13 protein-coding genes are annotated in these 12,737 nt (G+C 74.2%); 11 read left to right on the top strand and 2 right to left on the bottom strand.

Features of this window, described 5'->3' with window-relative positions; all coding sequences use genetic code 11:
* Nucleotides 1–166: 166 nt before the first annotated feature.
* Nucleotides 167–520: a single-stranded DNA-binding protein gene (locus PLP61_RS09630; RefSeq protein ID WP_324502450.1), complete on the top strand. Its 354-nt coding sequence runs from the start codon at nt 167–169 to the stop codon at nt 518–520.
* Here PLP61_RS09630 and PLP61_RS09625 read toward each other — a convergent pair.
* Nucleotides 495–1,619, bottom strand: a complete 1,125-nt coding sequence (locus tag PLP61_RS09625) for a DUF1015 family protein (RefSeq protein ID WP_324502449.1) — start codon at nt 1,617–1,619, stop codon at nt 495–497. The two genes, PLP61_RS09630 and PLP61_RS09625, sit on opposite strands and share 26 nt — an antisense overlap.
* Nucleotides 1,620–1,658: 39 nt before the next feature.
* On the opposite strand from PLP61_RS09625, the gene PLP61_RS09620 reads away from it, so the two are divergent.
* From PLP61_RS09620 to PLP61_RS09580, 9 genes are all read left to right on the top strand, one after another.
* On the top strand, nt 1,659–2,675 hold the full coding sequence (locus PLP61_RS09620) for an HAD-IIA family hydrolase (RefSeq protein ID WP_324502447.1): 1,017 nt from the start codon (nt 1,659–1,661) through the stop codon (nt 2,673–2,675).
* Complete coding sequence (locus tag PLP61_RS09615) at nt 2,672–2,875, top strand: hypothetical protein (protein WP_324502446.1); 204 nt, start codon at nt 2,672–2,674, stop codon at nt 2,873–2,875. The genes PLP61_RS09620 and PLP61_RS09615 overlap by 4 nt, the downstream gene beginning before the upstream one ends.
* Nucleotides 2,876–2,880: 5 nt before the next feature.
* Nucleotides 2,881–3,720 (top strand): TlyA family RNA methyltransferase, encoded by an 840-nt coding sequence (locus tag PLP61_RS09610; protein WP_324502444.1) that lies wholly within the window; start codon nt 2,881–2,883, stop codon nt 3,718–3,720.
* Nucleotides 3,717–4,673 carry an NAD kinase gene (locus tag PLP61_RS09605; RefSeq protein ID WP_324502443.1) on the top strand — a complete coding sequence of 319 codons (957 nt, stop codon included), beginning with the start codon at nt 3,717–3,719 and terminating at the stop codon, nt 4,671–4,673. Before PLP61_RS09610 ends, PLP61_RS09605 begins: the two co-directional genes overlap by 4 nt.
* Nucleotides 4,666–6,411, top strand: a complete 1,746-nt coding sequence (gene recN / locus PLP61_RS09600) for a DNA repair protein RecN (RefSeq protein ID WP_324502441.1) — start codon at nt 4,666–4,668, stop codon at nt 6,409–6,411. The genes PLP61_RS09605 and recN overlap by 8 nt, the downstream gene beginning before the upstream one ends.
* 78 nt (nt 6,412–6,489) lie before the next feature.
* Entirely contained in the window at nt 6,490–7,683 is a 1,194-nt protein-coding gene (steA, locus tag PLP61_RS09595; RefSeq protein ID WP_324502439.1) for a putative cytokinetic ring protein SteA, read from the top strand.
* Nucleotides 7,680–8,570 (top strand): copper transporter, encoded by an 891-nt coding sequence (locus tag PLP61_RS09590; RefSeq protein ID WP_324502438.1) that lies wholly within the window; start codon nt 7,680–7,682, stop codon nt 8,568–8,570. Before steA ends, PLP61_RS09590 begins: the two co-directional genes overlap by 4 nt.
* A gap of 11 nt (nt 8,571–8,581) precedes the next feature.
* On the top strand, nt 8,582–10,288 hold the full coding sequence (pyrG, locus tag PLP61_RS09585) for a CTP synthase (protein WP_324502437.1): 1,707 nt from the start codon (nt 8,582–8,584) through the stop codon (nt 10,286–10,288).
* Nucleotides 10,289–10,399: 111 nt separating this feature from the next.
* Entirely contained in the window at nt 10,400–11,848 is a 1,449-nt protein-coding gene (locus tag PLP61_RS09580) for an HNH endonuclease signature motif containing protein (RefSeq protein ID WP_324502436.1), read from the top strand.
* Here the strand turns inward: PLP61_RS09580 and PLP61_RS09575 are convergent.
* Nucleotides 11,760–12,089, bottom strand: coding sequence for a VOC family protein (locus PLP61_RS09575; RefSeq protein WP_324502435.1), 330 nt, complete (start codon nt 12,087–12,089; stop codon nt 11,760–11,762). The two genes, PLP61_RS09580 and PLP61_RS09575, sit on opposite strands and share 89 nt — an antisense overlap.
* A gap of 89 nt (nt 12,090–12,178) precedes the next feature.
* On the opposite strand from PLP61_RS09575, the gene PLP61_RS09570 reads away from it, so the two are divergent.
* Nucleotides 12,179–12,737 (top strand): sigma-70 family RNA polymerase sigma factor (locus tag PLP61_RS09570; RefSeq protein WP_324502434.1); only part of this gene is annotated, 559 nt, incomplete at its 3' end.

Here is a 12,737-nt window from a genome sequence, read left to right as displayed (position 1 = left end):
GCCGGACACACACCCCGTAGAGGCCACCCACCCGGTGGCCTCTACCCCATTTACCCCCCATTTCACCCACAGGCTCTTGGTGACCGCGGCTTCTCCACAGGCGCTGGTGCCGCCGGGCGCGGCCGTCGGCGGCCACCGCGAGGGTGGTCCTCGGAGGTGAGCCGGGATGACATCGGAGAACGGGGCCGCCGAGGCGGTCAACGAGGTGAGGCTGGTCGGGCGGATCTCCCAGCCACCCTCGGAGCGGATCCTGCCCAGTGGCGACTCGCTGTGGACGTTCCGCCTGGTGGTGCCCCGACCCGAGCCGTCCCGTGGCGGTCGCGTAGGCGTGGACGCGCTGGAGTGCGCGGTCTGGGGTGGACGGGCCAGACGCACCGTGCGGAGCTGGCGGGCCGGCGACGTGGTCCAGGTGGTGGGAGCGGTCCGGCGCAGGTTCTTCCGGGGAGCCGCCGGTCCGGTGTCGCGGGTCGAGGTCGAGGTGGCCGAGGCCCGGCTCATCCGTCGGGCACGGCCCGCATGAGCACCCCGACGCCGGGCTTGGGCTGGAAGCTCGTCGCCTTCTCCGGGAGCAGTCGCTGGTGGGCGACCAGGTGGTGGATCAGGTCGAAGTCCGGGGCGGGCAGCAGGACCGCCACACCGCCACGCCGTCGTGCCTGGCGGATCGCGGTCTCGACGTCGTGGACGTGGGCGAGGTCCGGCACCCCGCCGGGCAGCGCGGGCAGGACCAGGTCGTGCAGCACGTCGACGGCTGTCTCGCCGGGTGGGAGGTGCAGCGGCAGCACGGCCCAGCGCGACCCGTCGGTGAGGACCGCGGTCGAGGCCGACAGCGCGTCCAGCGCCTGACGCCGGGCGAGCAGGGGCAGCGCCCAGCCGTGTGCCACGGCCACCTCGGCCACCTGGTCCAGGGTGATCCCGTGCAGCACCCGGTGGATGGCGCCGAGGAAGAGCGGGGTGTCGCTCTGGTCCACCAGCATCGCCAGCCCGTGGTCCCAGCCGGTGCCCGGCCGCGACTGCTGGAGGCCGAGGTAGGCGGCGTAGCGGTGGTGGCCGTCGGCGATCATCGGCACGGCCCCGGCCAGCTCCCGGTCGAGCAGCTCGAGGTCGGCCGGGGCGCGCAGCGCCCAGATCCGGTGGTGCTGCCGACCGCGGTCGGTGAAGACCCGGTCGGGGGGCGTCCGGACGGTGCGCTGCAGGAGGCGGCGCACCGGCTCGGGTCCACGGTGCACCAGCAGGATGGGTGCGGGTTGCAGGTGCAAGGCCACCATCCGCTCGGCCAGGCCCTCGACCCGTTCGGGATGGATCCCCTCGTGGGGGACCACGGCGCTCTCCGCCTGCGTCGCAGCGCGTCGGGCCAGGTCCAGGGCTCCGACCAGACCGCGCACCGTCAGCCCTCCGGCGGAGTACTCGTGCAGGTAGAGCGCGGGTTCTTCGTCGGTGACGAGGTGTCCGGCCCGGTCCAGCGCGGCGAGCTCGGCGTCGGCGTCACGGTAGGCTCGGGTGAGCGCCCGGGCGACCCCGGGCCAGCCCATCCGGCGCGGCGCCAGCGTGGTCCCGCGGAAGGCGTGCAGGCGCAACGGCCGACCCAGGTAGGGCGGCGCCACCACGCTGCACTCATCCATCGCAAGCATCGTAGGACCCTCGTGGGAAGGAGACGGGACGTGCTCGGGTCGTCGCCCACGCCGCTGTGCCGGGCCTACGACCTCGCCATGCTCGACCTGGACGGCGTCGTCTACCTCAGCGGGCGGGCCGTGGACGGCGCGCCGGCGGCGATCGCCTCGGCCCGTGACGCGGGGATGCGCCTGGCGTTCGTCACCAACAACGCCTCGCGCACCCCCGAGGCGGTGGCCGAGAACCTCGTCCACCTCGGTGTGCCGGCGTGGCCGGAGGACGTGGTGACCTCGGCCCAGGCCGCGGCCCGCATCCTGGCCGCACGGCTGCCACCCGAGAGTCGGGTGCTCGCCCTCGGCGGCGAAGGGCTGGCCAAGGCCCTGCTCGAGGAGGGCCTGGTGCCGGTGCGCTCGGCCGAGGACGACGCGGTCGCCGCCGTCGTGACCGGCTACGGTCCGGAGGTCCGTTGGGGAGACCTGATGCGGGCCGCGGTGCGGATCCGGGACGGACTGTGGTGGGTCGCCTCGAACACCGACCTGACGCTGCCCACGTCGTTCGGACCCGCCCCGGGCCACGGCGTGCTGGTGCGGATGCTCGCGGAGTTCACCGGGGTCACCCCGGAGGTGGCCGGGAAGCCGGCTCGACCGCTGCTCGACGAGGCGATCCGCCGGGTGGGCGGCCGCCGCCCGTTGATGGTGGGCGACCGGCTCGACACCGACATCGAGGGCGCGCGACAGGCGGGGGTCGCCTCGCTGCTGGTGCTCACCGGGGTCACCGGCCTGGCCGAGCTGGTGGCGGCCGACACCCCGCACCGCCCGACGTACGTGGCCTCCGGGCTGACCGGGCTGCTCCGGGCGCACCCGGAGCCGACGCTGACCGCGGACGGCGCCGACTGCGGCGGCTGGCGCGCCGTGGTCGCCGAGGGCAGGCTGTCGGTCGGCGGCAGCGGCACTCCCGACGACTGGTGGCGTGCGGCTGCGACGGCGGCCTGGGCCGCACTGGACCGGACCGGCACACCGGTGGACGTCGGCGGTCTGGCCGACGGACCGGATACCCTCGCTCCATGACCGAGCAGCCCCTCGAGGACCACGACCGCGCCGCCGACCCCGCCCTGCGCACCGGCAACCTGCGGGTGGACGCGGTGCTCGACTCGCTGGCCGGACTGGACGGGCAGCCCCTCTCCGAGCACGTGACCGTCTTCGAGAGGGCCCACGAGCAGCTCCGGGTCGCCCTCGAGGCCCAGCCCGAGGCCCAGCCCGGCGTCTGAGGCCCGTGCCGCCCCGTCGCCTGCGCCTGGACGCGGAGCTGGTCCGCCGCGGCCAGGCACGCTCCCGGGAGCAGGCCCGGGAGCTGATCCTCGCCGGCCGGGTGAAGGTGCAGGGCGCGTCGGCCACCAAGCCGGCCACGGCGGTGACCACCGACGTCGCGATCGTCGTCGTCGAGGACGCTGGTCGACCGGAGTACGTCTCCCGGGGCGGACACAAGCTGGCCGGTGCGCTGGCGGCGTTCGAGCCCGGTGGACTGACCGTCTCTGGGCGCCGCTGCCTGGACGCCGGCGCCTCCACCGGCGGGTTCACCGACGTGCTGCTGCGCCACGGCGCGGCGGAGGTGCTCGCGGTGGACGTCGGCTACGGGCAGCTGGCCTGGCGGCTGCGCCAGGACCCGCGGGTCACCGTCCACGACCGCACCCACGTCCGCGACCTCGACGCGGCCGCTCTCGGCGGACCCGTCGACCTGGTGGTCGGGGACCTGTCCTTCATCTCGCTCACCCTGGTCCTCGACGCCCTGCTCCGGGTGACCCGGGAGGACGGTGACCTGGTCCTGATGGTGAAGCCCCAGTTCGAGGTCGGTCGGGACCGGCTCGGCAAGGGCGGGGTGGTGCGTGACCCTGCCCTGCGCGCCGAGGCGGTCCTCGCGGTCGCCGCGGCCGCCGAGGCGCGCGGGTGGGGCGCCCGGAGGGTGACCACGAGCCCGCTGCCGGGGCCGGCCGGCAACGTCGAGTTCTTCCTCTGGCTCCGCCGGGGTCCGGCCGAGGTCGACGAGGCCGCGGTGCGGGCGGAGGTGATGGGCCGGCAGGCGCCGGGGGACCCGGGTGAGAGGGTGGACCCGTGAGCGCAACCGACGAGGTGCGACGGGTGCTCCTGGTGGCCCACACCGCACGCGAGGACATCCGGGACCTGGCGCACGAGTTCTGCCGGTCGCTGACCCGGCACGGGCTGCAGGTCCGGCTGGTCACGGCGGACGCCCGCCAGCTGGGCCTGGGGGCGGACGACGTCGACCCGCCCGTGGAGGTGACCGACAGTGCGACCGACGCCGGCCGTGGCTGCGAGCTCGCCGTGGTGCTGGGCGGCGACGGCACCATCCTGCGTGCCGCCGAGCTCACCCGGGACAGCATCACCCCCCTGCTGGGGGTCAACCTCGGTCACGTCGGCTTCCTCGCCGAGGCCGAGCCGGAGGACGCCGAGCTCACGATCGCGGCGATCGTCGCCCGCCGCTACACCGCCGAGGACAGGCTCACCCTCGACGTCACCGTCTACCGTGACAAGGAGCTGGTCGCGCACACGTTCGCGCTGAACGAGGCCAGCGTCGAGAAGGCCGCCCGGCAGCGGATGATCGAGGTCGTGGTGGGCGTCGACGGCCGCCCCGTCTCCCGCTGGGGCTGCGACGGCGTCGTCTGCGCCACACCGACCGGCTCCACGGCGTACAACTTCTCCGCCGGCGGCCCGATCGTGTGGCCCGGCGTCGACGCGATGCTCATCGTGCCGCTGAGCGCGCACGCGCTGTTCGCCAGGCCGATGGTGATCGCCCCCGGCTCGGTGATCGTCGTGGAGCTGCTCGAGCACGTCGACGGGACCGGCGTGCTCTGGTGCGACGGCCGCCGGATGGTGGACCTGCCCGCCGGAGCGCGCATCGAGGTACGCCGCGGCGCCACCCCGGTCCGCCTCGCCCGGCTGGACCCGGCGCCCTTCACCGACCGGCTGGTGGCCAAGTTCGCCCTTCCCGTCCAGGGGTGGCGCGGGGCCGCGGAGCAGCGGCGGCGCAACCGCGGGGGCCTGGATGCTTGAGGAGATCCGGATCGCCTCCTTGGGGGTGATCGAGAGCTCCACGCTCGAGCTGGGTCCCGGGCTCACCGTGATCACCGGCGAGACCGGTGCGGGCAAGACGATGGTGGTCACCGCGCTGGGGCTGCTCCTCGGAGCACGCGGTGACAGCGGCGCCGTCCGCTCCGGGGCCCGGGCGACCAGGGTCGAGGGGGTGGTCTCGGCGGAGTCCCTGCCCCACTTCGCGGCCGCCGTGGAGGAGGTCGGCGGCGAGGTCGAGGACGACCGGGTGGTGCTCGGCCGCACCGTCTCGGCCGAGGGTCGCTCCCGTGCCTTCGTCGGCGGAGCCGGGGTCCCGGTCTCCACCCTCGCCCGCGTCACCGAGGCCCTGGTCGCGGTGCACGGGCAGTCCGACCAGCACCGGCTGCTGCAGCCTCAGGCGCAGCGTGAGGCTCTCGACCGGTTCGGCGGACCCGAGCTGGGCAGGCTGCTGGCGGAGTGGGCCGACGGGCACACCGCGCTGCTCGCCACCGAGCGTGAGCTCGCCGACGTGGTGTCCCACGCCCGCGAGCGCGCCCGCGAGGCCGACCTGCTGCGGTTCGGGCTGGCCGAGATCGAGGCGGTGTCCCCGGAGCCGGGCGAGGACGCCGCCCTGGCCGCCGAGGAGTCTCGTCTCGGGTTCGCCGACACGCTGCGCACGGCGGCCGAGCAGGCCCGCGAGGCGCTCTCCAGCGAGGAGAGCGCGCCGGACGCGCTGGCCACCACCTCGGCCGCCCGCGTCCTGCTCCACGGGGTGCGCGAGCACGACCCGGAGGCCGGTGAGCTGGCCGACCGGCTGGGGGAGGTCGGCTACCTGCTCGCCGACCTCGCCGCGGACGTCGCGTCGTACGCCGCCCGGCTGGAGACCGACCCGGCGCGGCTGGCCGCGGTGTCGGAGCGCCGGGCCGCACTGACCGCACTCACCCGCAAGTACGGCCCCACCGCCGACGAGGTGCTCGCGTGGGCCGACCAGGCCGGCCGTCGGCTGCTCGACCTGGAGGACACCGACGACCGGGTCGAACGGCTGCGAGCCGAGCGGGCCCGGCTGCGCGCCGACCTGGCCGACGTCGGCCTGCGGCTCTCCCGGGCCCGCCAGGAGGCGGCACAACGACTCGCGACGGCGGTCACCGACGAGCTCGCGCTGCTGGCGATGCCGCACGCCCGGCTCACCGTCGCGGTGCGTCACTCGCCCGCGCCGGTGCCGGATGCCGAGGCCGCCGGGGGGCCGCTGCTGGTGGCCGGCGAGTGGCTCCGGTACACCGCGGCCGGGCTGGACGACGTCGAGCTGTTGCTGGCCGCCAACGTCGGTGGGGAGCCACGGCCGCTGCACAAGGGGGCCTCCGGCGGCGAGCTGTCCCGGGTGATGCTCGCGGTGGAGGTCTCGTTGGCCGGCACCAGCCCGGTGCCGACGTTCGTCTTCGACGAGGTCGACGCCGGAGTGGGTGGGAAGGCCGCCCTGGAGGTCGGCCGGCGGCTGGCCGAGCTCGCCCGCTGCGCCCAGGTGCTGGTGGTCACCCACCTGCCCCAGGTGGCGGCGTACGCCGACCGGCACGTGGTCGTCGAGAAGGCCAGCGACGGCCGGGTGACCACCGCCGGGCTGACCGTCCTGGACGACGCTCAGCGGGTGCGCGAGCTGTCCCGGATGCTGGCCGGGGTCGAGGAGTCCGGCCCGGCGCTGGCCCACGCCCGCGAGCTCCTCGAGGCCGCCCGCACCGGCTCCTGAGCCAGGCCCGCAGGGCGACTCGCGGAGCCCGGAGAGTTGCACGGATGGGGCAGCGGCCGGTGTCAGGATTGCCGGGTCATGAAGATGCCCGTCCGCCAGCGCCCCGCCCCCGAGCTCCCCGGCCTGCAGGCCGTCGCCCGCGTCGACCGCCGCACCGGGGCGCTGCTCACCCGACTGCGTCCCGGGGAGGTCGCGGTCCTCGACCAGCTGGACCTGGACCGGGCCACCGCGGCCGCCCTGGTCGAGGCCGGTGTCGCCGCCGTCGTCGACGCGGCCCCGATGATCTCCGGCCGCTTCCCCAACCTCGGGCCGCAGCTGCTGGTCGAGGCCGGTGTCCCAGTGGTCGACACCGCGGGGCCCGAGGCCTTGGCCGCCATCCCCGACGGCGCCCGGGTCCGCCTCGACGGCGGCCAGGTGTACGTCGGGGACCGGCTGGTCGCCTCCGGCCGGGTGCTGGACGCCGAGGCGGTGCAGGCGGAGATGGCTGCGGCCCGGACCGGGATGGCCAGCCAGCTGGAGAGCTTCGTGCACAACTCCGCGGAGTTCCTGCGCCGCGAGCAGGATCTGCTCCTGCACGGGACGGGGCTGCCCACCCTGCGCACGCCGGTCGCCGGACGGCCCGTGGTCGTGGTGGTGCCCGCCCACGACCACCGTGCCGAGCTCGCCCGGGTCGCCCGCTTCGCCCGGGAGCAGCAGGCCGTGCTGATCGGCGTGCAGCGCGGCGCCGACGCACTGCTGGCGGCCGGGCTCAAGCCCGACGTGATCGTGCTCGACGGACGCGCCGAGGGCGTGGACGCGCCCAGCAGGAAGGCACTGCGCGCGGCCCGCGAGGTCGTCGTCCGGGTCGACCACGGCGGCTCGAACAGCGCGGTGGAGGCCGTCGAACGGCTGGGCGTGCGCCCGCTGCGCCTGGAGACCAGTGCCACTCCCGAAGACGCCGCCCTGCTGCTGGCTGACGCCGCCGGTGCGTCGGTGCTGGTGGGCGTGGGCATGCACGCCACGCTCGTGGAGTTCCTGGACCGCCAGCGCCCCGGCCTGGCCAGCACCTACCTCACCCGGCTCACGGTGGGCCCGCGGCTCGTCGACGCCTCGGCCGTGCCTCAGCTCTACTCCGGGCGGGTCCGGCCCTGGCACGTCCTCGTGGTGCTGCTCGCCGGACTGGTCGCGCTGGCCGCCGCCGTGGCGGTCACGCCGGTCGGGCAGCAGTGGCTGCACGACGCCGAGCCCGCTCTGCGCTCCCTGCTCGACGATCTCCAAGGACTCTTCTCGTGATCTCCTTCCGCTACCACGTCGTCACGGTCGTGGCCGTGTTCCTGGCCCTGGCCGCCGGGGTGGCCCTGGGCGGTGGACCGCTCGCCGAGCTGGGCCGGGCCGCCGAGGGGACCAGCGCCGCCGACGCCGCCCGGCTGCAGCAGGCCCGGGAGAGCGCCGGCTACGCCGACCAGGTGCTGGACCGCTCCTCCGCCCGGCTGTACGCCGACCGCCTGGCCAAGGACCCGGTGGCCGTGCTGGTCTTCCCGGGCGTGCCCGAGTCCACCCAGGAGGCGGTGCGCACGCAGGTGGCCGAGGCCGGGGGGATGGTCTCCGCGGTGTGGACGGTGGAGCCGTCGCTGGTCTCGACGGGGGAGAAGGCGCTGGTCGACACCCTCGGCAGCCAGCTGATGACGCAGCTGAAGCGGACCGGGATCGAGCCCACCGCGACCACCTACGACAGGATGGGCCAGCTGCTGGGTCTCGCGATGGCCACCACGAAGCAGGGGGGCGCTGCGACGAGCCCGATGACCGACTCGGTCCGGCAGAGCCTCGCCGGCGCCGACCTGGTCAGCACCGAGGGCACCCCCGCGTCCCGCGCCGACCGGGTGGTGGTCCTGCTCGGGGACGACACCGGCGCCGAGGAGGACCCGATCTACGCGGGACTGCTGGCCGGGCTGTCCCGACAGGTCGGCAGCCTGGTCGTCGCGGCCGACACGGCCGACGGCGCCTCCGGGCGGCTCGCCCGGCTGCGTGAGGACCCCGCGACCTCGTCGCTGACCACCGTCGACGGGGTCGACCAGCTGCCCGGCCAGGTGACCACGGTGCTGGTCCTCACCGAGTGGCCGGCCACCAGGGGTCACGCCTACGGTGCGTCGGGTGCGGACGGCGCGGTCACGCTCCGGTAGGCTAAAACCCCGTGAAGGTTGCCGCGCCCACCAAGCACGTGTTCGTCACCGGAGGCGTCGCCTCCTCGCTCGGCAAGGGGCTCACCGCCTCCAGCCTGGGCAGCCTGCTGAAGTCGCGCGGGCTCCGGGTGACCATGCAGAAGCTCGACCCGTACCTGAACGTGGACCCGGGCACGATGAACCCCTTCCAGCACGGCGAAGTGTTCGTCACCGACGACGGCGCCGAGACCGACCTGGACATCGGCCACTACGAGCGCTTCCTGGACACCAACCTCAACCAGTCCGCCAACGTGACCACCGGGCAGGTCTACTCCTCGGTGATCGCCAAGGAGCGGCGCGGGGACTACCTGGGTGACACCGTCCAGGTGATCCCGCACATCACCAACGAGATCAAGGACCGGATCCGGGCGATGGACCAGGTCGCGGAGGGCGAGCCCCCCATCGACGTGGTGATCACCGAGATCGGCGGCACGGTGGGCGACATCGAGTCACTGCCGTTCCTGGAGGCCGCGCGTCAGGTCCGCCACGACATCGGGCGCGCCAACTGCTTCTTCCTCCACGTCTCCCTGGTCCCGTGGATCGGCCCCTCCGGGGAGCTGAAGACCAAGCCCACCCAGCACTCGGTGGCCGCGCTGCGCTCCATCGGCATCCAGCCCGACGCCATCGTGTGCCGGGCCGACCGGGAGCTGCCGGAGAGCATCAAGCGGAAGATCTCGCTGATGTGCGACGTCGACGAGGAGGCGGTGGTCACCGCCGCCGACGCCCCCTCGATCTACGACATCCCGAAGGTGCTGCACCGCGAGGGCCTCGACGCCTACGTCGTACGCCGCCTCGACCTGCCCTTCCGTGACGTCGACTGGACCGTGTGGGACGACCTGCTGCGCCGGGTGCACCACCCCAAGGAGGAGGTCACCGTCGCGCTCGTCGGCAAGTACATCGACCTGCCGGACGCCTACCTGTCGGTCGTCGAGGCGCTGCGTGCCGGCGGCTTCGCCCATGAGGCGAAGGTCTCGGTGCGCTGGATCCCCTCCGACAGCTGCGAGACCGAGGCCGGTGCGCGCCACCAGCTCGGAGACGTGGACGCGGTCTGCGTCCCGGGCGGCTTCGGCATCCGGGGCATCGAGGGGAAGCTCGGTGCACTGACCTACGCGCGCACCCACGGCATCCCCACGCTCGGGCTCTGCCTCGGGCTGCAGTGCATGGTGATCGAGTACGCCCGCTCGGTGGCCGGCCTGGAGAAGGCGGCCTCCACCGAGTTCGACCCCGACTGCCCCGAGCCGGTGATCGCCACCATGGAGGAGCAGAAGTCCTTCGTCGAGGGCGCCGGCGACCTGGGCGGCACGATGCGGCTGGGGCTCTACCCCGCCGAGCTCCGTCCGGGGACCGTGGTGCGGGAGACCTACGGCCAGGCCTCGATCATGGAGCGCCACCGTCACCGCTACGAGGTCAACAACGCCTACCGCGACCAGCTCGAGGCGGCCGGGCTGGTGTTCTCCGGGACCAACCCGGACCTGGGCCTGGTCGAGTTCGTCGAGCTGCCCTACGACGTGCACCCCTACTACGTCGCCACCCAGGCCCACCCGGAGCTCCGCTCCCGGCCGACCCGGCCGCACCCGCTGTTCTCCGGCCTGATCGGTGCGGCGATCGCGCGTCAGCGCGAGCTGCGCTTCCCCTTCGACGAGTCCCGGCTGCACCGGCAGGACGAGGGCGAGGCCTGAGCAGGCCGGGAACACACGTTCGAATATCGTAATCGACTCGTGACATGAGGCGCTGTGGAGAACACGGTTTCCGAGTCACGAGTGTCGGTGGTGCCCCCTAGCGTAGGCGTCATGGATCGGATGGCACGCACCCCGGGGACCGCTGCGGCGGTGCTGCGCGCGGCGCGTGCGGACCGAACCCTGGCCGACGCCGCGGAGCGACGAATCCTCTCGCACGCGGTCGACTGGGCGGTCATTCACCGCGTGACCGACCCGCAGGACGCGGCTGGGTGGCGCACCGGCGAGCTGGACGCGGCGCCGGTCCCGGTGGCGGGTCCCGGAGCTCCCCTGCTGGGCGAGTGGTGCGTGGCCGAGTTCGCTGTCGCCCTCGGGATGAGCACGGACGCGGGGAAGGCGCTGCTGGGCGAGGCGGTCGAGATCCGCTACCGCCTGCCGCGGCTGTGGGGTCGTCTGGTTCGTGAGGAGCTGACAGCCTGGCGGGCGCGCCGGGTCGCCCGGGCAACCATGGCGTTGAGCCTTGAGGCGGCGCAGTTCGTCGACCAGCATGTCGCGCCAGTCGCGCACCGCGTGGGTCCAGCCCAGCTGGACCGGTTGGTGGCCGAGGCCGAGGTCCGGTTCATGCCCGCCCAGGCGCTGCGACGTGCCCGCGAGGCGGCCGAGTCGCGCCACGTGAGCTTCCACACGCGCCAGGTCTCCTTCGACGGCACCGTCCGCGTTGATGCCGAGCTGGACTTGGCCGACGCCCTCGAGCTCGACCACGCCCTTGGGCGAGGCGCCAGGAGGCTGGCCGACCTCGGGTGCGGGGAGTCCCTCGACGTGCGCCGGGCGATGGCGGTCGGCGAGCTGGCACGCACCCAGCTCAGCCTCGACCTGGCTGAGCCCGCACCCGGCTCCGGCGTGACGACCCCCAGGCGGTCACGCCGCCGGGTCGAGCTCCACGTTCACCTGTCGGAGGCCGCGCTGACCGGTACCGGCGGCATCCAGCCCGGCCTGGTGGCCCGGGTGGAGAACACCCGGACCCCGATCTCGGTCGAGCAGGTCAGGGCCTGGTGCGGTGTCCCGGGGGTGGCGGTCCGGGTTCGTCCAGTGCTGGACCTGGCCGACCACGTCCGGGTGGACCAGTACGAGATCCCCGAGCGAGTGGCCGAGCCGGTCACCGAGCGCGACGGCTGCTGCGTGTTCCCCTGGTGCACCCGCCCGGCCCGGCCGACCGCTCCCGATGAGCACTCCTGCGACCGGGATCACGTGGTGCCCTACGGCCAGGGGGGAGCGACCTGCACCTGCCAGCTCGCGGTGCTCTGCAGACGACACCATCGGCTGAAGACGCACAGCCCCTGGCGCTACCAGGTCCTGGAACCCGGTTCCTACCTGTGGACCAGCCCTCACGGCTACCGCTTCCTCCGGGACCACCAGGGCACCTTGGACGTCAGCTCACCCGATCCGCCCGAGCCGCCCGGTCCTCGTCAGGCCGCTACTGCCCCCGCAGGCCGATCGGGTTCCCGTCCGCATCGGCGAGCACGCACACCCGTGCCTGCGGCCCGACCTGACGCGGCGCACTGACCTCGATCGCGCCGGCTGCGAGCAGGGTGGCCCGGCTGGCGTCGAGATCCTCGACGTCCGCGTAGGCCACTGGCCCGTCGGTCCGCTCGGCGGGCGCCAGGCTGACCTCGAAGCCGTTCACGTCGTAGCCGACGTAGTAGGGCTGGTCGGTGTGCGGGGCGCCGTACAGCGCCGTGTACATGGACTTGGCGGCCTCCAGGTCGGTCACCGGAACGACCAGGCTGCGGATCGTGGTACTCATCTCTCGTCTCCTTGGTGGTATGGCGGTCACAGTCGCGACCGCGGCGTCGTCAGTGAGACGACGGATGCACCGAGCAGAATGTGACGACCATGGACGAGCGGACCGCGGTATTCGAGGAGCAACGCACCCACCTGCGGGCGGTGGCCTACCGGATGCTGGGGACGGTGCACGAGGCCGACGACGCGCTCCAGGAGACCTGGCTCCGCCTGGCGCGCAGCGACGTCTCCGAGGTGGACAACCTGCCGGCCTGGCTCACCACCGTGCTGTCTCGGGTCTGCCTGGACCACCTGCGCGCCCGCGCCTCCCGCCGCGAGGACCTCGGGGCCGACCCCAGCGCCGTCGTCGACGTCGCGCCCGACCCGGCCGCGGAGGCCGAGCACGCGGATGAGGTCGGCCGCGCCCTGATGGTGGTGCTCGACACGCTGGCCCCGGCCGAGCGGCTCGCCTTCTGCCTGCACGACCTCTTCGGGCTCTCCTTCGACGAGGTCGCCGCCACGCTGGGCCGCAGCCCGGTCGCCTGCCGGCAGCTGGCCAGCCGCGCCCGGCGGCGGGTGCGTGGCCAGGGCGAGGGGGTCGAGGTCGACCGCGCGCGGCAGCGCGAGGTGGTCGAGGCGTTCATCTACGCTTCACGGCACGGAAGGTTGTACC

The organism is Nocardioides sp. (genome assembly GCF_035429765.1).
Taxonomy (GTDB): domain Bacteria; phylum Actinomycetota; class Actinomycetes; order Propionibacteriales; family Nocardioidaceae; genus Nocardioides.
This window is presented reverse-complemented; position numbering and strand designations above follow the sequence as displayed.